At 72.0% G+C, this 15,937-nt stretch carries 16 protein-coding genes; 5 read left to right on the top strand and 11 right to left on the bottom strand.

Translation table 11 applies throughout. The features are described from left to right. Positions 1 to 10: 10 nt before the first annotated feature. Genes KME78_RS32780 through KME78_RS32770 form a run of 3 tightly spaced genes read right to left on the bottom strand, consistent with a single transcriptional unit; the run spans position 11 to position 2,854 of the window. Positions 11 to 1,486 carry a sensor histidine kinase gene (locus KME78_RS32780; protein WP_219533273.1) on the bottom strand — a complete coding sequence of 492 codons (1,476 nt, stop codon included), beginning with the start codon at positions 1,484 to 1,486 and terminating at the stop codon, positions 11 to 13. Positions 1,487 to 1,534: 48 nt separating this feature from the next. Then, entirely contained in the window at positions 1,535 to 1,924 is a 390-nt protein-coding gene (locus KME78_RS32775; protein WP_219533272.1) for a PPOX class F420-dependent oxidoreductase, read from the bottom strand. 33 nt (positions 1,925 to 1,957) lie between these two features. Next, positions 1,958 to 2,854, bottom strand: coding sequence for a phosphotriesterase family protein (locus KME78_RS32770; protein ID WP_246652505.1), 897 nt, complete (start codon positions 2,852 to 2,854; stop codon positions 1,958 to 1,960). A gap of 173 nt (positions 2,855 to 3,027) precedes the next feature. Between KME78_RS32770 and KME78_RS32765 the strand changes: the two genes are divergently transcribed. Further along, entirely contained in the window at positions 3,028 to 3,483 is a 456-nt protein-coding gene (locus tag KME78_RS32765; protein ID WP_219533270.1) for a TIGR02611 family protein, read from the top strand. 54 nt (positions 3,484 to 3,537) lie between these two features. Next, a complete protein-coding gene (locus KME78_RS32760; RefSeq protein ID WP_219533269.1) occupies positions 3,538 to 4,542 on the top strand; it encodes a TolB-like translocation protein in 1,005 nt (334 codons plus the stop codon). Here KME78_RS32760 and KME78_RS32755 read toward each other — a convergent pair. Both KME78_RS32755 and KME78_RS64900 read right to left on the bottom strand, forming a co-directional pair. Continuing rightward, positions 4,539 to 4,859 (bottom strand): GroES family chaperonin, encoded by a 321-nt coding sequence (locus tag KME78_RS32755; protein ID WP_219533268.1) that lies wholly within the window; start codon positions 4,857 to 4,859, stop codon positions 4,539 to 4,541. The genes KME78_RS32760 and KME78_RS32755 overlap by 4 nt on opposite strands. A 49-nt stretch (positions 4,860 to 4,908) precedes the next feature. Next, positions 4,909 to 5,859 carry an endonuclease/exonuclease/phosphatase family protein gene (locus KME78_RS64900; RefSeq protein WP_219533267.1) on the bottom strand — a complete coding sequence of 317 codons (951 nt, stop codon included), beginning with the start codon at positions 5,857 to 5,859 and terminating at the stop codon, positions 4,909 to 4,911. 66 nt (positions 5,860 to 5,925) lie between these two features. Here KME78_RS64900 and KME78_RS32745 point away from each other — a divergent pair, with 66 nt between their 5' ends. Further along, a complete protein-coding gene (locus KME78_RS32745) occupies positions 5,926 to 7,179 on the top strand; it encodes an ArgE/DapE family deacylase (RefSeq protein WP_219533266.1) in 1,254 nt (417 codons plus the stop codon). Here the strand turns inward: KME78_RS32745 and KME78_RS32740 are convergent. Next, positions 7,130 to 8,425 carry an FAD-dependent oxidoreductase gene (locus tag KME78_RS32740; protein WP_219533265.1) on the bottom strand — a complete coding sequence of 432 codons (1,296 nt, stop codon included), beginning with the start codon at positions 8,423 to 8,425 and terminating at the stop codon, positions 7,130 to 7,132. The two genes, KME78_RS32745 and KME78_RS32740, sit on opposite strands and share 50 nt — an antisense overlap. Before the next feature lie 89 nt (positions 8,426 to 8,514). Beyond that, positions 8,515 to 8,829: a rhodanese-like domain-containing protein gene (locus tag KME78_RS32735; protein ID WP_219533264.1), complete on the bottom strand. Its 315-nt coding sequence runs from the start codon at positions 8,827 to 8,829 to the stop codon at positions 8,515 to 8,517. A gap of 93 nt (positions 8,830 to 8,922) precedes the next feature. Here KME78_RS32735 and KME78_RS32730 point away from each other — a divergent pair, with 93 nt between their 5' ends. Beyond that, entirely contained in the window at positions 8,923 to 9,498 is a 576-nt protein-coding gene (locus KME78_RS32730) for a TetR/AcrR family transcriptional regulator (protein ID WP_219533263.1), read from the top strand. Positions 9,499 to 9,507: 9 nt separating this feature from the next. Here KME78_RS32730 and KME78_RS32725 read toward each other — a convergent pair whose 3' ends face one another. The 3 genes from KME78_RS32725 to KME78_RS32715 are packed head-to-tail and all read right to left on the bottom strand — an operon-like array spanning position 9,508 to position 12,334. Next, positions 9,508 to 10,320, bottom strand: coding sequence for an ABC transporter ATP-binding protein (locus tag KME78_RS32725; protein WP_219533262.1), 813 nt, complete (start codon positions 10,318 to 10,320; stop codon positions 9,508 to 9,510). Beyond that, a complete protein-coding gene (locus tag KME78_RS32720; protein WP_219533261.1) occupies positions 10,320 to 11,327 on the bottom strand; it encodes a FecCD family ABC transporter permease in 1,008 nt (335 codons plus the stop codon). Before KME78_RS32720 ends, KME78_RS32725 begins: the two co-directional genes overlap by 1 nt. Continuing rightward, positions 11,324 to 12,334, bottom strand: a complete 1,011-nt coding sequence (locus KME78_RS32715; protein ID WP_308127226.1) for a FecCD family ABC transporter permease — start codon at positions 12,332 to 12,334, stop codon at positions 11,324 to 11,326. The genes KME78_RS32720 and KME78_RS32715 overlap by 4 nt, the downstream gene beginning before the upstream one ends. A 128-nt stretch (positions 12,335 to 12,462) precedes the next feature. On the opposite strand from KME78_RS32715, the gene KME78_RS32710 reads away from it, so the two are divergent. Next, positions 12,463 to 13,461 carry an ABC transporter substrate-binding protein gene (locus tag KME78_RS32710; protein WP_219533260.1) on the top strand — a complete coding sequence of 333 codons (999 nt, stop codon included), beginning with the start codon at positions 12,463 to 12,465 and terminating at the stop codon, positions 13,459 to 13,461. On the opposite strand, the gene KME78_RS32705 is transcribed toward KME78_RS32710, so the two are convergent. Beyond that, positions 13,445 to 15,862, bottom strand: a complete 2,418-nt coding sequence (locus KME78_RS32705; RefSeq protein ID WP_219533259.1) for a helicase-associated domain-containing protein — start codon at positions 15,860 to 15,862, stop codon at positions 13,445 to 13,447. The genes KME78_RS32710 and KME78_RS32705 overlap by 17 nt on opposite strands. Positions 15,863 to 15,937 lie beyond the last annotated feature (75 nt).

Genomic DNA, 15,937 nt, shown 5'->3' with positions numbered 1-15,937 from the left:
TATGGCACGGTCACGTCAGGTCTGCCGGGGAGTCGGCGCCGGTGAGGCGATCTGACGCGTCCTGGCGATCTACGGCGCTCTGGGGTGCAACGCTTGGGCGTGCGATGTTCTGGGACGGCACGCTCTGGAATGCGGCGCTCTGGGGCGTGGTGTTCTCGGGGAACGTGGCGAGGACCTGGAAGCCGCCGCCGTCCCGCGGTCCCGCGGTGAAGTGGCCGCCCGCCGCGGCCACCCTGGCCCGCATCCCGGCCAGCCCCCGCCCCTCGACCGTCCCTGACCAGCTGTGCCCTTCGGCCGCCCCACGCCGGCCATGCCCTTCGACCGTCCCTGACCCGCCGTGCCCTTCGGCCGTCCCTGGCCGGCCGACGCCGCGGTCGGCGATCTCCAGGACGAGCCCGGCCGGGTCGCCGGACAGCCGTACGAGCGCTCTGGTCGGCCCGGCGTGGCGCAGCACGTTGGTGAGCGACTCGCGCACCACCCCGTACACGGTCGCGCTGAGGTGGGCGGGCACAGCGGGATCGGCGGGCTCCATATCCACCGGCAGCCCCGCGGCCCGAACCCCGTCGATCAGACTCGGCAGATCGTAGGCACCGGCGCCAAGGCCGTGGGTGCTGTCGCGCGGGTCGAGCCGGTCAAGCGCGGCACGTAGCTGGGTGAGCGCCGTCGTGCTGGTCTCCTTGATCGCCAGCAGCGAGGCACGCGCCTGCTCGGGGTCGTCGTCGAGCGTGATGAGCGCGAGCCCGGCCTGCATGGCGATGGCCGCCAGCCCATGCCCGGCGGCATCGTGCACCTCTCCGGCGATCCGCGCCCGCTCAACGGCGAGCACATCCGCCGGTGATGCGCCTCGTTCGCGGAACGGCCGGCGGACGGCCACATCCTCGTCGTGGAGCGGCTGGACGTCGGTGGCGTCGTTGTCGTGGAGCGGCCCGACCGCGGTGACGGTGCCGTCGTCGCAGAGCGCCCACCCGAGCTCGTCTGCCTGGCCCCCGTCACCCGGTGCGTCACCACGGGAGACGCGGACCGTGCGGGGCGCAGGAGCGACGCTGTGGGCCGGGATGCCCCAGGCCATGGCGGGCGTCGCGCTCCCGAGCGTGCCACCCCGTACGGCGTCCGCGGCCGTGGGCGTGCCACCCCGCAAGACGTCGGCGGTCGCGGACGCGCCACCCCATAAGACATCGGCGGTCGCGGACGTGCCAGCCCGTACGGCGTCGACACCGCCGAGCCTGCCGGCCCCTGCAACGTCGGCGCCGGCAAGCGTGCCGCCCCGTACGGCGTCGGCGGAGACGACCGGTGGCGGCTCGGCCTCCGCGGCGGCGGCGGCCGCGGCGGCGCGGGCCTGGGCCAGGCCGCTGAACGACCACGGGACGGCCAGCCAACCGGCCCAGGCCAGCATGATCACGACCGGGACGTCACCCAGCCGGGCCATCCGGGACAGCGCCTTGAACGGCCTGCGACGGCCGCCGCCGCTGTGCGTGTGCTCGGTCACCGTCCCCCCACCTGGCCTGGCTGGCTCAGCCCCTAATCCTAGCCAGTTTCAGACCTTCCGGTTGGTGGGCGGCCCGCCCAGACCCCACGAAATGATCTTGTTGGGGGTGATCCGGATCAGTTCGGCGCTGAAGCCGGGGAACGGCGGCTTCTGGTCGGCGAGCGCCTGCGCCGTTCCCCTGATCTCGACCCCGCGTACCACCCACGGGTCGGTGGAGGCCAGCTCGTCCACGACGAAGGCGACCGTGCTGCCCGCCGCGATGTTCCGGTACTTCTTGGACTTGCCGAGGTCGTGCCCGCCGATCGTGATCGCGCCCGCATCGGCGTCCACGAAGAAGCCGACGGGGCTGTTCTGCACCTGTCCGTCGGGCGAGATCGTGGCCAGCCGGCCGAGTTGCTGGGTGGCGAGGTAGTCCAGCTCTTCCTGAGTGAAGGTCATGAGAGGAGGGTGCTACCTCAAGTGCGGTTCAGGTCAAGCTGAACCGCTGGTGAGCCAGCGCAGCGGGTTGTCGCGGGTGACGAGGGCGATCGTGTCCTCGCCGACCCCCGACTCGCGCAGGCGCGGCAGCAGCGTGTGGAACAGGTGGGCGTAGCCGGGCCCGCCGTACCGGTTGACCTGCGCGATCCGGCTCACGCCTGTGCTGAGCAGGAGGCGGTCGGCGTGGCCGTCCTCGATGAGGTCGAGTGCGATCCTGGCCGACTGGTCCGGGCCGGAGCCGAGTGAGCCCAGGCTGACGTACGCGCCGGTTTCGGCGATCTTGCGGGCGATGGCCGGTTCCGCGTCCGCGTAGCCGACGCTCACCCGGGCGCCGGGCAGGCCCTCGCCGAGGAGGATCTCCAGCATGGCCAGCCCGTTGTGCCCGTACGTGGTGACGGGCAGGCGGGAGGCCAGCGCGGCGCGGGCGGCGGCGATCAGGCCGCGTTCCTCGGCGGCGGTGGGCTCGGTGCCGCAGCAGCCGACCTGAGCGATCACGCCGGGGAACACGCCGACGCCGTCGAGACCGTCGGAGATCTCGCTCATCAGCCGTTTCGTGAGCGTCTCGACGTCCGCGTCAGGGGAACCGGCGAACGGTCCGGCGAACAGACCGGTCGAAGCGATCACCGGGACCCGGCTGTCGACCGCGATCCGGGCCAGGGCGGCGGCGTCGCGGCCCATACCCAGACAGGTGAGGTCGACGACCAGGCCGAGCTGGTCGGACTGGCGCAGCTCGAGAAGCTCGGCGGTGACGGTCTGATCCTCGTCGAGCCAGCGGTAGGGGTCGGAGTCGATGCCGACCGCCCAGCGCATGTCGGTGCGCAGGTGCTCACGGGATAGGACGGGACCGTCGATGGCGGTCGCGGGAACAGGACCGGTGACGGTACGAAGCATGGCCTCGGGCATAGGAGACGTTAACCGATTTTTGCCCGAAGTCACCTGCAAAAACACGAAACTTTACGTTTGGGATGGTTTGTGGAGTGGGTGGCTGGTGGGCTTGGTATAGGAGCCTATAACGGGTTCTGGGGCCGTATCCTGGGGGCACATCGACCGTGCGGGGGAGTACGTTGCCGATCCAGGACTCCGAGACCGGAGACGCCGACGCGATCAAGGGCGAGTCAGCCGATCGTTCCAGCATGCCCGAGCGCCGTTCGGGCATCCACGGCTGGCTGGACGGCGTCCGGTCCACCCGCGCCGGCCGGCTCACGCTGAAGATCGTCATCGGCACCATCGGCGCGATCATGGTGGTGGGCGGGCTGATCATGGTGCCGTTCCCCGGTCCGGGCTGGCTGATCGTGTTCGCGGGCCTGGCCGTGCTGGCCACCGAGTTTCACTGGGCGCGCCGGGCGCTGGAGTTCGGCAAGCGGGTGCTGCACGACTGGACCGAATGGTACAAGCGGCAGGGCTGGCCGATCCGCGTCATCGTGCTCATCGTGACCATCGCCGCCGCAGCCGTGATCGTCTATGTCGGGCTCAGGACCCTGGGGATCGATCTCATCGAACTGGCTCAGCGCTTTATCTAGATCGGGTGGTTATCGCTGCCGGAAACGGCGCCGTCCACGGCCTATTCTGCGGGCGTGATCGCCCACATCGCCGTCGCCGTGTCGCTCACCCTGCTCGCTCCCACCGCTCCGATCGCTGAGCTCCCGATCGCCGAGCCGCCGATCGCCGAGCTCCCGGCAGCCGCGAAGCTCCCGGCCGCCGAGCTCCCCACCGTCCAGGCGGACACACTGCCCCTTCCCGGCGTCAGTGTGAAATATCTGGAAAAAACGGGTGATCCTGTACGGCTCAGCAGCTACGGCCTGGGCACCAAGAGCACGTACCTCAGGGCCAGGACCGGCAGCACGTTCGCCCAGCAGCCGACCCTGTCGGAGGCGGCGGTCTCGCCCGACGCCGCCACGGTCGCCGGCGTCCCGAAGTCCTACCGGGACGGCTACGACTCCCTGCTCCTCACCGACCGCGCCAGCGGCAAGGGCAGGCGGGTGCGCACGGTCAAGAAACCGCTGGCCGCCTCGTACATCTCCTGGTCCCGTGACAGCAAGCGGGTGGCGCTCACCGTCGAGCAGAAGGTCGGCGGGAAGTGGCGCGCCGTCGGCTTCACCGTCGTCGACGTGGTGACGAGCACCGCGCGCACGGTCCGTCCCGCCGGGCTCGACGGGGCGGCGGACTTCTGGTGGAGCCCCGGCGGCGACCTCGTCGCCAGGTTCGGCGACGGCCTGCGGACCTATCGGGCCAGTGACGGCGCGACCCTGCGCACGTTCGCGGGCGTCGGGCTGCCGACCGGCCCGGAGGACGCCTACTCGCCGTCGGGCGCCCGCCTGACCACCTGGTGCCCCGCACGCTTCAAGGAACAGCTCTGCCTGGTGAACCCGGCCACCGGCAAGATCGCGAGCCGGGTGGCCGTCAGTCCGGAGATGCTGTTCGGCTGGTGGGACGAGAGCCATGTCATCGCGGTCATGGCCCATCAGAGCGCCTACCGGCTGTCGGTGGTCGACCTGACGGGCAAGGTGACCCGGGTGCTGGCCGTCATCCCGTCCCAGACGTGGAAGGCGAACCTCTGGCTGACCTTCCATCGGGGCTAGAGGTAGAGGCCGGTGCCGTGGTCGGTCTCCTGGGTGGCGACGGCGTGCAGGTCGCGCTCACGCATGACGAGGTAGACCTGCGCGTGCAGCTCCACCTCGAACTGGTCCTCCGGGTTGAGCAGCACCTTGTCGCCCACCTTGACCGCGCGTACGTTCGAGCCGACCCCGCAGACCTCGCCCCATGCCAATCGGTTGGCCATCTTGACCGTCGCGGGGATGACGATCCCGGAGCCGCTGCGCCGCTCCTCGGTCTCTTGCTCCAGCCGGATCATCACCCGGTCGTTCAGCATCTGTATCTCGAACTTGGGTGCTACCACGCGCCCAGTTTACGGTCAGCCGGGCCCCCGCTGCCCGGCAACTGGGCCGTCAGGGCAGCGTGAGCTCGGCGAAGACCGGCCGGTGGTCGGTGCGCTCCAGATGCTCGACCGTGAACGCGCGTACCCCCATCCCGGCGGAGGCCAGCACGTGGTCGATCACCACACCGGGAGCCCGCCCACCCTTGGGCCAATATGTCGCGGTGAACCCCCGTCCGGTGACGTCCGCCGCGTCGCGGTAGCCGGCGGCCAGCAGGTCGCGCATCGGCACGTGGTCGAGCGTGGCGTTGAAGTCGCCGGCCAGCACCCGCGTGACCCCGCCGCCGCGCGGCAGGGCGACCAGCCCTTGCCGCCAGCAGAGCGTCGGCCCGACGTACTGGGGCGCGCACGGGTGCACGGACACCACCTCGACCTTCGTCCCGCCCGGCTCCGTGAGCACTGCCCTGGCCTGCCCGAACGCCCCGAACTGGATGGCCGGCCCCGCCGTCAGCGGGTAGCGCGAGTAGACGCCGGAGCCGCCCACACCGGGCAGTGGCCGGACCACGGCCTGCGGCAGCACCTTGCGCAGCCCCGCCTGGTCCAGGGCCGCCGCGGCCTTCGGCGTGAGCTCCTGCAGCGTCAGCACGTCCGGCCGGAGCCTGGTGACCAGCTCCATCAGCCCCGCCGGGTCACCCGAGCCCACCATCAGATTGGCCGCCAGCACCCGCAGCGTCCGCCCTCCCCCGACCGGCTCGCCGCCCGCGACCCGCTCGCCGCCGGTGTCGGCGAACCAGCGAGGCAGCACGGCCAGCGCCAGCGCCGCCACCGTGACGAGCGCGACCGCCCCCGCCACCCACCGCCGCAGCGCTCCGGCCAGCACGAGCGCGAGCACGGACGCCGCCGCCGCGTACGGCGTGTACGCCACGATCGGCACCCATGGCCACAACCCGTCGTACGGGCTCCACCGCAGCCCCGCCCATACCGCGAACGGAGCCACCACCAACCACACCAAAACGCTTCGCACCCGCACCTCCTCCCTTGTATCGCCACGAATCACCAGATGGGTTCACGCCATGAGATCGTGTGCTTCATGCGCGACGCGGAAGCCAGGGTCCTCCAGGCCATCGACGACACCGAGACCGTGAACCTGCTGGCCGAGACCGTCAAGGTGCCCAGTGTGACCGGGACCGACGCCGAGTCCGACCTGCAGCACCGCCTCGCCCGCCTGCTCACCGAGGCGGATCTGGACGTGGACGTCTGGAAGCTGGACCTCGACGCACTCGGCCGCCGCGCGGGCTTCCCCGGCACCGAGGCCCCCAGGACCGAGGGCTACGGCGTGGTCGCCGTGACCGGCGGCGAAGGCACCCCGGCACTGGCCCTGCAGGGCCACGTCGACGTCGTGCCCATCGGCGACCCCGCCCAGTGGGCGGGCAACGACCCGTTCGCCGCCCGGATCACCGGCGACACCCTGCACGGCCGCGGCGCCTGCGACATGAAGGCCGGGCTGGCGGCCAACCTCGCCGTCGTCCGCGCGCTCAAGAAGGCCGGAGTACGACTGGCCAGGCCGCTCGCCGTGCACTGCGTGATCAGCGAGGAGGACGGCGGCCTCGGCGCGTTCGCCACGCTGGCCAGGGGCCACACGGCGGAGGCGGCGGTCATCACCGAGCCGACCGGCGGGGCCGTCATCACGGCCAACGCGGGGGCGCTGACGTTCCGGATGGAGGTGGCGGGCCGGGCCGCGCACGCGGCCACCCGGTACGAGGGCATCAACGCGATCGAGGTGTTCTGGCCGGTGTTCGAGGCGATCCGGCGCCTGGAGGCCGAGCGCAACCGTGACGTGCCGGCCCTGTTCGACGGGAATGCGCTGCCGTACTCGATCGAGGTCGGCACCGTCCGGGCGGGTGACTGGGCGAGCAGCGTGCCCGACCTGCTGGTCGCGGAGGGCCGGATGGGCGTCAGGCTCGGCGAGGACCCGGCGGCGGCGCGGGCCGCGTTCGAGGCGGCGGTGCTGTCGGTCGCGCACCCGTGGCTGCGCGACCACCCGCCCGCGATCACCTGGCCGGGCGGGCAGTTCGCCAGTGGGCAGCTGCCCGAGGCGCACCCGCTGCTGGCGGAGGTGGCCGGGGCCGTCGCCGACACGACGGGCACGCGGCCGATCGAGAAGGCCGCGCCCTACGGGAGCGACCTGCGGCTCTACGCCGCGGGCGGGATCCCGGCGCTGCACTACGGCCCTGGCGACGTGCGATACGCGCACGCCCCCAGGGAGCAGGTCGAGCTGCGGGAGTTGCGCGAGGTCACACGAGCGCTGGCAATGCTCGTGGTGCGCCGTTGCGGAACACTCTGAGCAGCGCCCCGGGACTCATCAGCGACGGCGGCGCGTCCATCAGGTTCGCCACCCGGAGGAAGCGCCTGGCCAGGTCGGCGTCGTGTGCCGCCGCCGCGTGGAAGCGCTCCAGGTAGGCGTTGACCATCCGGATCTTCGGCGTGAGCTCGCCTTCCACGCCGGGCAGCCGCAGGTCACCGCCGACCACGATGTCCCAGGGCGCGTCCAGCAGCTTGGTGATCCGCCTGAAGAACGGCAGCGGACGCAGGTCGGGGTCGAGCAGGGCCCTGGCCTCCAGCGCGGCGACCGACATGCCCTGGCCGTAGAACGGGTTGAACGCGCAGAGGGCGTCTCCGACGACCAGCAGGCCCTCCGGGAAGCGGGAGAGCCGCTCGTAGCGATACCTGACGCTGGCCGAGGTGTGGTACGAGCGCGGCTCCCCGATCGGCTCCGCGACGGTGATCAGCCGGTGCAGGTCGGGGGCGGTCAGCGTCTCGGCGAACGCGGCGAACTGCCGGAGCGGCAACTCCGGCCCGGCACCGCCGTACCCGGCCATGGTGACGACCCAGCGGTCGTCCTCCAGCGCCAGCGCCACCCCGCCGCGCGGGATCTCGGGCGTGGGCACCACCACGAGGACCAGATCGCCGTCCAGCTGGTCCGGCCGGCGACGGAACTCGCGCGTGCCGTACCTCAGATCGATCGTCACCCGATCCTCGGCGGGCCGCTCGTAGCCGAGCTCGGACAGCCAGAACGGCGTACGCGAGCCCCGTCCCGAGGCGTCGACGACCAGGTCGGCGGGCATCGGGTCGCCGTTCGCCAGCCGCACGCCGGTGACCCGGCCCTGCTGGGCGAGCAGGCTGGTGACGGCGCGGTCGGCCAGCACGCGCACGCCGGGCAGGGCGGTGACACGGCGGCGGATCTGGCCTTCGAGCAGCGTCCGGCTGAGCGACAGCCCGAGCAGGCCGCTCTCCCCGCGGGCGAGCGGCTGCCCGCCGTGGATCCAGCGGGCCTGGCTCTGCAGGTCGCCCAGGAGCGCGCCCTGCGCGACGAGTTCGGCGGTGAGCCCTGGCAGCAGCTCGTCCATGACCTCACGGCCTCTGGCGAGCAGTCCGTGCGCGTGGCGGCTCTGGCCGACGCCCTTGCGATGGACGTCGACGGTGGGCAGCGTGTCGCGGTCGATCACGGTGACTCTGGCGTACCTGCGGTGGAGCGCGGCGGCGGACAACAGGCCCGCCATGCTCGCGCCGATGACGACGGCGTGGTCCATGGTTGGTTCCCCCCTGAGAAAAGCTCTGGCTTCCAGAGGGTCACCCGGGCCGGAGGTCCGCTTCCACGTCCTTTGGCACGCTCCAAGAATTACGAGGATTCCACGGGCAGGCCCGCCCCGACCCAGTCCTCGATCCCCTCGACGTACCTGCGCACGTTCGTGTAGCCGAGCGCGGTCAGGCGGCGAGCTACGGCCTTGCTGTTGTTGCATGCCGGGTTCGAGCAGTACGTGATGATCGGCGCGTTCTTGTCGGGCAGCAGAGCGGGCGCCTGCTCGGCGACCTCGCTCTCGACCAGCGCGATGGCGCCGGGCAGATGCTGCTGGGCGTAGTAGGCGCCGCCCAGCGTGTCGAGCACGGTGACCGTGCCGAGTGCGGCACGGAGCTCTTCGCGAGTTATGGTCATTGTGGGCTCCGGTTCAAATGGACTACAGTCCGGTTTGTGGATCGCTCGAAAGCTAACGGACCGCGGTCCGGTTCGTCAAGGCAGCCGCTGGAAATGCTCCACGGCCGCCAGATCAATGAACGCGCGGACGCGGCGCGCAACAGGGGGAAGATCTTGTCCGCCGCGGCCAGGCTGTTCGCCGAGAAGGGGGTCGAAGCGGTCTCCATGGACGCGATCGCCGCCGAGGCAGGGGTGGGGAAGGGGACCTTGTTCCGCAGATTCGGTGACAAGTCCGGGCTGGCGGTGGCGCTGCTCGACGAGCGCGAACGGGTGCTGCAGGAACGCATCCTGAACGGCCCGCCGCCGCTGGGTCCCGGCGCGCCCGCACGCGACCGGCTCACCGCCTTCGTCGACGCCTATCTGGACTACCTGTTCGCCCACCTCGACCTGGTACGCATGTCCGAGACGGCCAGTCCGGGCGCCCGCTACCGGATCGGGGCCTACCGGTTCTGGCACCGCCACACGGCCATCCTGCTGGCGGCGTCGCGTCCGGGGTCCGACGCCGATGTGCTGTCGCACGCGCTGCTCGCGGCCACCGCCGCCGAGGTGGCGGGCGTGCTCAGGGCGGAGTACGGCGAGGCCCGCGCACGCGACGCGATCACCGCCCTGGTCGGGGCTCTCGTGGGATGAGGGGGAGCGTCAGGCGGTGGTCGCCGCCCGGCGGCGCGCTTCGGGGATGATGAGCGGGGTGCCCGACTGGGGATCCTCGATGATCTCGCATCGCAGGTCGAACACCTGGGCCACCAGCTCGGGCGTGACGATCCCGGTGGGCTCGCCCTCGGCCACGATGGCGCCGTCGCGCATGACGATGAGGTGGGTGGCGTACCGGCACGCCTGGTTGAGGTCGTGCAGGACCGCCACCATCGTGCGGCCCGCCTCGTGCAGGTCGGCGCAGAGGTCCAGCACCTCGATCTGGTGGGAGATGTCGAGGAACGTCGTCGGCTCGTCGAGCAGCAGGATCGGCGTCTCCTGCGCCAGCGCCATCGCCAGCCACACCCGCTGCCGCTGGCCGCCGGACAGCTCGTCCACGATCCGGTCGGCCAGCTCGGCCACGTCGGTGGCGCGCATCGCCTCGGTCACCGCGGCCTCGTCCGCGCGCGACCACTGCCGCATCAGCTTCTGGTGCGGGTAGCGGCCACGGGCCACCAGGTCCGTCACGGTGATGCCGTCGGGCACGATCGAGCTCTGCGGCAGCAGCCCGAGCCGCCTGGCCACCTCCTTCGACGGCAGTGAGGTGATCACGCTGCCGTCGAGGTGGACCGCGCCCTTCCTGGGCTTGAGCATCCTGGCCAGGGCGCGCAGGAGGGTGGACTTGCCGCAGGCGTTCGGCCCGATGATCACGGTGAACGACTCGTCGGGGATCGTCACGTCCAGCTTGGCCGCCACGACGCGCTGGTCGTAGGCGAGGGTGAGGTCGCTGCCCGACAGCCGGGCGGACGGGGGGAGTGCCATCAGTGACGGTCCTTCCGCAGGAGCAGGGCGAGGTACGCGCCGCCGATCGCGGCGGTGAGCACGCCGACGGGCAGCTGGGTGGGGGCGAGCACGCGCTGGGCGGCCAGGTCCGCGCCCGTCAGCAGGACGGCGCCCATGAGCGCCGACGCGACCATCGTCACCCCGGGCGAGCGGGTCAGCCGCCTGGCCAGCTGCGGAGCCGACAGGGCGACGAAGATGACCGGCCCGGCGGCGGCCGTGGCGACCGCGCACAGCAGCACGCCCACGGCGATGGCCGTGGCCCGCACGGCCTCGACCCTGATGCCCATGGCCTTCGCCGCGTCGTCGCCCATCTCGATCATCCGCATCGGCCGAGACACGAACGCGCAGACCGGCAGCAGCACCGCGAGCGTCACCGCCACCGGGATCGCGTGGTCCCAGCCGCGCCCGCTGAGGCTGCCCGTGAGCCACGCGCCCGCGGTCGCGGCGTCGTTGATGTTGGCCCTGGTCAGCAGGTAGGAGTTGGCGGCCAGGAGCAGCGCGTTCGCGCCGATCCCGACGAGTACCAGCCGGTACCCCTGCACGCCCCCGCGATGGGCCAGCGCGTAGACCAGCACGGCGGTGCCGACGCAGCCCGCCAGCGCGCCGCCCGCGATCTGCAGCGCCGTGCCGCCCGCGATCACGCCGAGGATGCCGCCGGTCGAGGCGCCGGCGGTGAAGCCGATGAAGTCGGGGCTGCCGAGGGGGTTCCTGGTCAGGCTCTGGAAGATCGCCCCGCTCACCCCGAACGCCGCGCCCACCAGCAGCCCGGTGACCACCCTGGGCGCGCGCAGCTTGCCCACGATCAGCTCGGCGACGGGCGTGCCGTGGCCGAACAGCGCGGTCAGCACATCGGGTACGGACACGGTGAACTCGCCGGTCGAGATCGCCGCCACGGCCACGGCGAACGCGACCAGAACGAGGACCAGGCCGACGACGAGGGCCCGCGGCGCCAGCCGTACGGACCAGGGGCCGAAACGCAGGCTCATAGCGCGGCCAGCCTCCTGCGCCTGACCATCAGGATGAAGATCGGCGCGCCGACCACGGCGCACATGATGCCCACCTGCACCTCGCCGGGCCGGGCGATGAGCCGCCCCGCCACGTCCGCCGCCAGCAGCAGCACCGGCGCGGCCAGCATCGTGTACGGCAGCGCCCACCGCTGATCCTGACCCACCACGGCGCGTACGGCGTGCGGCACGGCCAGCCCGACGAACCACAGCGGCCCGGCCGCGGCGGTGGCCGAGCCGCAGAGCAGCGTGACCGACACGGCCGTGAGGACCCGGGTGCGGGTGACGGCCACGCCCAGCGCCTTGCCGGCGTCGTCGCCCAGCGCCAGCATGTTCAGCGGCCTGGCCAGCAGCAGCCCCACCGCCAAGCCGATGATCATGAAGGGCGCGAGCCGCAGCAGCACGTCGGAGGTCTGCCCGGCCAGGGATCCGGTCAGCCAGAACCGCATCCGGTCGAACGTCTGGGAGTCCATGCGCAGGACGGCCGAGGCCACCGCCGTGAAGACCATGCCGACGGCGATGCCGGCCAGCGCCAGGCGTACCGGACCGGCGCCCGAGCGGCCGGACGAGCCCAGCGCGTAGACGACGACGGAGGCCAGGGCGGCGCCGCCGAACGCGAACCACACGTAGACGGCCGGGTCCGAGAGCCCGAACAGCCCCAGCGCGAGGGTGACGCCCAGCGCGGCGCCCTCGTTGATGCCGAGCAGGCCGGGGTCGGCCAGGGGGTTGCGGGTCAGGCTCTGCATCAGCGCCCCCGCCAGCCCGAGCGCGGCGCCCACACCGATGCCCAGCAGGGTCCGCGGGACGCGAAGCTCGCGGATGACCGTGTGGTCGCTCGACCCGTTGGGGGCGGTCAGCGCGTCCAGCACCGTGGACAGCGGCACCGACCGCGCCCCCAGCGCCACGCTCGCCATCGCCACCAGCACCAGCACGCCGAACGCGACCACCAGCCCACCGGCCAGCGCAGCTGGACGCCCCCGGGACGCCACAGGTGCGTCCACAACCGATGTGACCTGCTCACCCACAGGCAACCCCACCCCCTTTCGTCACGGCCAAATTTAGGCGAGGCTAATGTAAAGCCCCAGTAGCAAGGCAAGCCTAACCTTAGGAGATGGACATGTCGGGACCGGTACTGCCTCGCAGGGGTTTCCTCGCGGCCACGGCAGGTTTCGCGGCGGCCCTGACGCTGGCGGCCTGCGGTGACGAGGGCACCCCCACGCAGGCGGCCCCGACCGCTGCGGCGGGCGGATGGACGTTCACCGACGACCGTGACAAGAAGCTCGACCTGCCCAAGCGCCCCGCCCGCGTGGTCGCCCAGGTCGGCGCCGCGGCGGCGTTGTGGGACTTCGGCGTGCGCCCGGTCGGCGTCTTCGGCCCGCACAAGCTCAAGGACGGCACCCGAGACCCCCAGGTGGGCAACGTCGACATCACCAAGGTGCGGGGACTGGGCAACGTCTGGGACGAGTTCAACGTCGAGCAGTACATCGCGCTCCAGCCCGACCTGCTGGTCAGCAGCATGTACATCAAGGGCACGCTCTGGTACGTGCCGGAGAAGTCGAAGGCCACGATCGAGCAGGTCGCCCCGACGGCCGGCATCATGCTCACCGGGCGCAGCGCCATGCAGGTGATCGGCAAGTACGAGGAGCTGGCCAAGTCGCTGGGCGCGGACCTGCAAGGGGTGCCGGAGGCCAAGGCCCGCCTGGAGGCGGCCGGCAAGGAGCTGGCGGCGTTCAAGGACCTCAAGATCCTCATGATGTCGGCGGGCCCCGACTCCATGTGGGTGGTGAACCCGCCCGAATACCCGGACATCGTGCACCTCACCGAGAACGGCCTGAACGTCGTCAAGCCCTCCAAGGTCGACGAGGGCGGCTTCTTCCAGACGCTGAGCTGGGAGAACGCCGACACCTACGACGCCGACGTCATCCTCTACGACACCCGCACCCAGTCGCTCAAGCCCGCGGAGATGATGAAGAAGCCCACCTTCGCCAAGCTGCCCGCGGTCAAGGCCGGGCAGCTCTACCCGTGGAGCGCCGAGGCCCCCTACAGCTATCAGGGCTACGCCGACTTCGTGGAGGGCCTGGTGGCCAACCTGAAGAAGGCTAGTAAGCTCCCGTGACCTCGACGATCTCGGCCAGCGGGAACTCCAGGTAATCGCCGGCCTCTTCACACCAGGCGTCGAGGGCGCCGCCCTTGAGCTCGCCGTGGCTGATCGTCGCGGTCAGGCCGTCGGTCAGCGTGATGCCGGCGCGTACGCCCCGGTCGACGACGAAGCCGAGCAGTGACTGCTGCGCCGTCGGCAGCCTGGTCGCCATCCGGCCGATGACGGCCCAGGTGCGCCCGCTGCGCTCGTTCGCCGCGCGGTCGGCGGCGATCAGGCGGGCGGCGTGCTCGTGCGGGTCGGGGACCGGCTCGGCGAGGTTGTGCGGCATCGCCTCGAACTCCGCCGCGAACTCCGACAGCTCGGCCACCTGGCCGCCGGGCAGCAGGATGAGCTTGCCGTTCTGCGGCTCCTCGACGCGGGTGCGGCGGATCGTGATCTCGCCGCCACCGTCGACGACCGGGACCGGCGAGTAGCCGGCCTCCCGCAGCGCGCCGAGCGTGCGTTCGGGGCCCGCCGAGCTCACCAGCACGGTGGGGGCGAGCAGCCGCAGGCCGAGCCGGGTCAGCCGCCGGTGGCCGGCGATCTCGGCGAGCAGGGCCGGGTCGGAGGCCTGCACCACGCAGCCCACCATGGTCACCGTCACCTCGCCGTGCCGGCGGGCCACGTCGCGTACGAGGTATTCGAGCGGCTGCGGGATGGTGCCGACGCCGGACAACTCCGTCAGCAGCTCGTCGGCGTCGTAGCCGTGGTCCAGCGCGCGGCGCACGCTCTCGGTGGTGAACCGCCACACCGAGGCCGCGCCCCGTGACTCCCGCTCGGCCACCCGGTCGAGCAGCGCGGCCAGCTCGGCGGACGGCGGTCCCGTCACCACCGCGGTCAGGTCGGGTCCGAACAGCGCGCTCCTGCGGACGCTGGCCAGCGCCCTGGTCGAGGCCTCCATGAGCATCGGGTCGTGCTCGACCAGCGGCACCGCGTCGTCGCTCTCGTCGCCCGCCTTGGCGGCCAGCCCGGCCAGCGCCCGGCCCAGGTCGGTGAGCGAGTCGTTGGCCAGCAGGCCGAGCAGCCGCGCCTCGTCGAGCACCGCGGACGTGCACTCGGCCAGCAGGGACTGATCGAGCAGCGGAGAGTGCCAATGAACGTTGCGGACCAGGCTGGCGCGGTCGGCGAAGGCCGTGCCGGACGGCAGGTGGGACAGGACCGACAGCACCGCCCGGCGCACGCGCGCCACGGCGGCGCCCGACTGCTCGTCGCCCAGCACGGTGCCGTACTTGCCGTCGATCTTGCGCAGCGACGAGCGCTCCATGCGCCACCAGGCCGACAGCAGCACCCGCAGCCTGGCCGAGCCCTCGTCGAGCCGCCAGCGGTCGAACCGCTCGGTGGGGATCATGCCGCCGGACGGCTCGTCCCAGGCCAGCAGCCTGGCCACGGTGCAGACCTCCAGCAGCAGCCGGGTCTCGTCCTCGTCGCAGCCGGTCTCCTTGGCCACCCTGCGTACCTCGCGCACGCCCACGCCGCCGGTCTTCAGCAGCGGCAGCGGCGCCTTGGAGGTGTTGTCGAGCAGCGCCGCGCACCGTTCGACCACGTGCGGGGCGGCCAGCGTCATCAGGTGATCGACCTCTTCCGGGTCGATCGGGATCGTGACCACCTCGGGCGGCTCGGGGGTGAACGGCGGGTGGTAGCCGGGGCCGCGCAGACCGAGCGCCACCTCGCGCGGCATCTCGGCGACGTGCCAGCTCGGCCGGTAGAGCAGGCCGTGGTCGGCGGACCACTTCTCCGGCGTGCCGGGCAGGACGAACCGGCCGCCGTCGACGTCGCGTACCGGGCCGTCCCAGGCGAAGCCGTCGAGCAGCTTGACCGTGCCCTCGGGGGCGTGACGCAGCAACGCGTCGAGCCGTGCGCGGTCGCCGAGCACCTCGCTCGCCCGGCTGATCGTGCGGCGCTTGTTGCCGTGGGGCGGGAGCCCCAGGTTTCGGGCGAGCGAGCGCAGCGTGTCGGCGCTGATCGTCCAGGAGTTGAGGTAGTGGTCGAGCGGCTCGCCCAGGCCGAGGGGCGCGGTCCACCACCGGGACACGGCCTCGGCCAGGCGGATGACGCCCTCGCCGTCGGGCCAGGCAAGCGCGTGATCATGGAGGAGGTCGAGCCAGGGGGTCATCTCCTCGGCCGGCACGCCGAGGAAGGCCGCCAGCCGCTCGGGAGTGGCGTGCCGGACGACCAGGCACGCCTGAGCCAGCTCAAGGCAGGGAAGAGGCAGGCCGCGCAGGGCCTCCATCACGGCGAATCCGTTGCCGAGCCGTTGGGCCAGGGTGTCGAGCCGCCGCGGCCACGGCGCCGCGATGGCGTCGGGCCGGGTCGCCAGGATGCGTCCCAGCCTGTCTTCGTCAAGTGTTCGTAGCCAGCCGAGCAGGTGATCATCCATCTGTCAGCACTCTCATGGGGTCGCACGCAGGGACTCACCGTGAGCCATGAGCATCCACGGTAATGCAGATCACCC

The organism is Nonomuraea guangzhouensis, from assembly GCF_019396345.1.
Taxonomy (GTDB): domain Bacteria; phylum Actinomycetota; class Actinomycetes; order Streptosporangiales; family Streptosporangiaceae; genus Nonomuraea; species Nonomuraea guangzhouensis.
The sequence above is the reverse complement of the archived record's forward strand: the minus strand, read 5'-3'. Positions and strand labels throughout refer to the sequence as shown.

Excerpts from the sequence above, each read along its gene's own strand:
- KME78_RS32775 (WP_219533272.1), bottom strand. The coding sequence starts at position 1,924 with ATGACCTTCACTCAGGAAGAGCTGGACTACCTCGCCACCCAGCAACTC.
- KME78_RS32770 (WP_246652505.1), bottom strand. The coding sequence starts at position 2,854 with ATGCTTCGTACCGTCACCGGTCCTGTTCCCGCGACCGCCATCGACGGT.
- KME78_RS32745 (WP_219533266.1), top strand. The coding sequence starts at position 5,926 with ATGCGCGACGCGGAAGCCAGGGTCCTCCAGGCCATCGACGACACCGAG.
- KME78_RS32740 (WP_219533265.1), bottom strand. The coding sequence starts at position 8,425 with ATGGACCACGCCGTCGTCATCGGCGCGAGCATGGCGGGCCTGTTGTCC.
- KME78_RS32735 (WP_219533264.1), bottom strand. The coding sequence starts at position 8,829 with ATGACCATAACTCGCGAAGAGCTCCGTGCCGCACTCGGCACGGTCACC.
- KME78_RS32730 (WP_219533263.1), top strand. The coding sequence starts at position 8,923 with ATGCTCCACGGCCGCCAGATCAATGAACGCGCGGACGCGGCGCGCAAC.
- KME78_RS32725 (WP_219533262.1), bottom strand. The coding sequence starts at position 10,320 with ATGGCACTCCCCCCGTCCGCCCGGCTGTCGGGCAGCGACCTCACCCTC.
- KME78_RS32720 (WP_219533261.1), bottom strand. The coding sequence starts at position 11,327 with ATGAGCCTGCGTTTCGGCCCCTGGTCCGTACGGCTGGCGCCGCGGGCC.
- KME78_RS32710 (WP_219533260.1), top strand. The coding sequence starts at position 12,463 with ATGTCGGGACCGGTACTGCCTCGCAGGGGTTTCCTCGCGGCCACGGCA.
- KME78_RS32705 (WP_219533259.1), bottom strand. The coding sequence starts at position 15,862 with ATGGATGATCACCTGCTCGGCTGGCTACGAACACTTGACGAAGACAGG.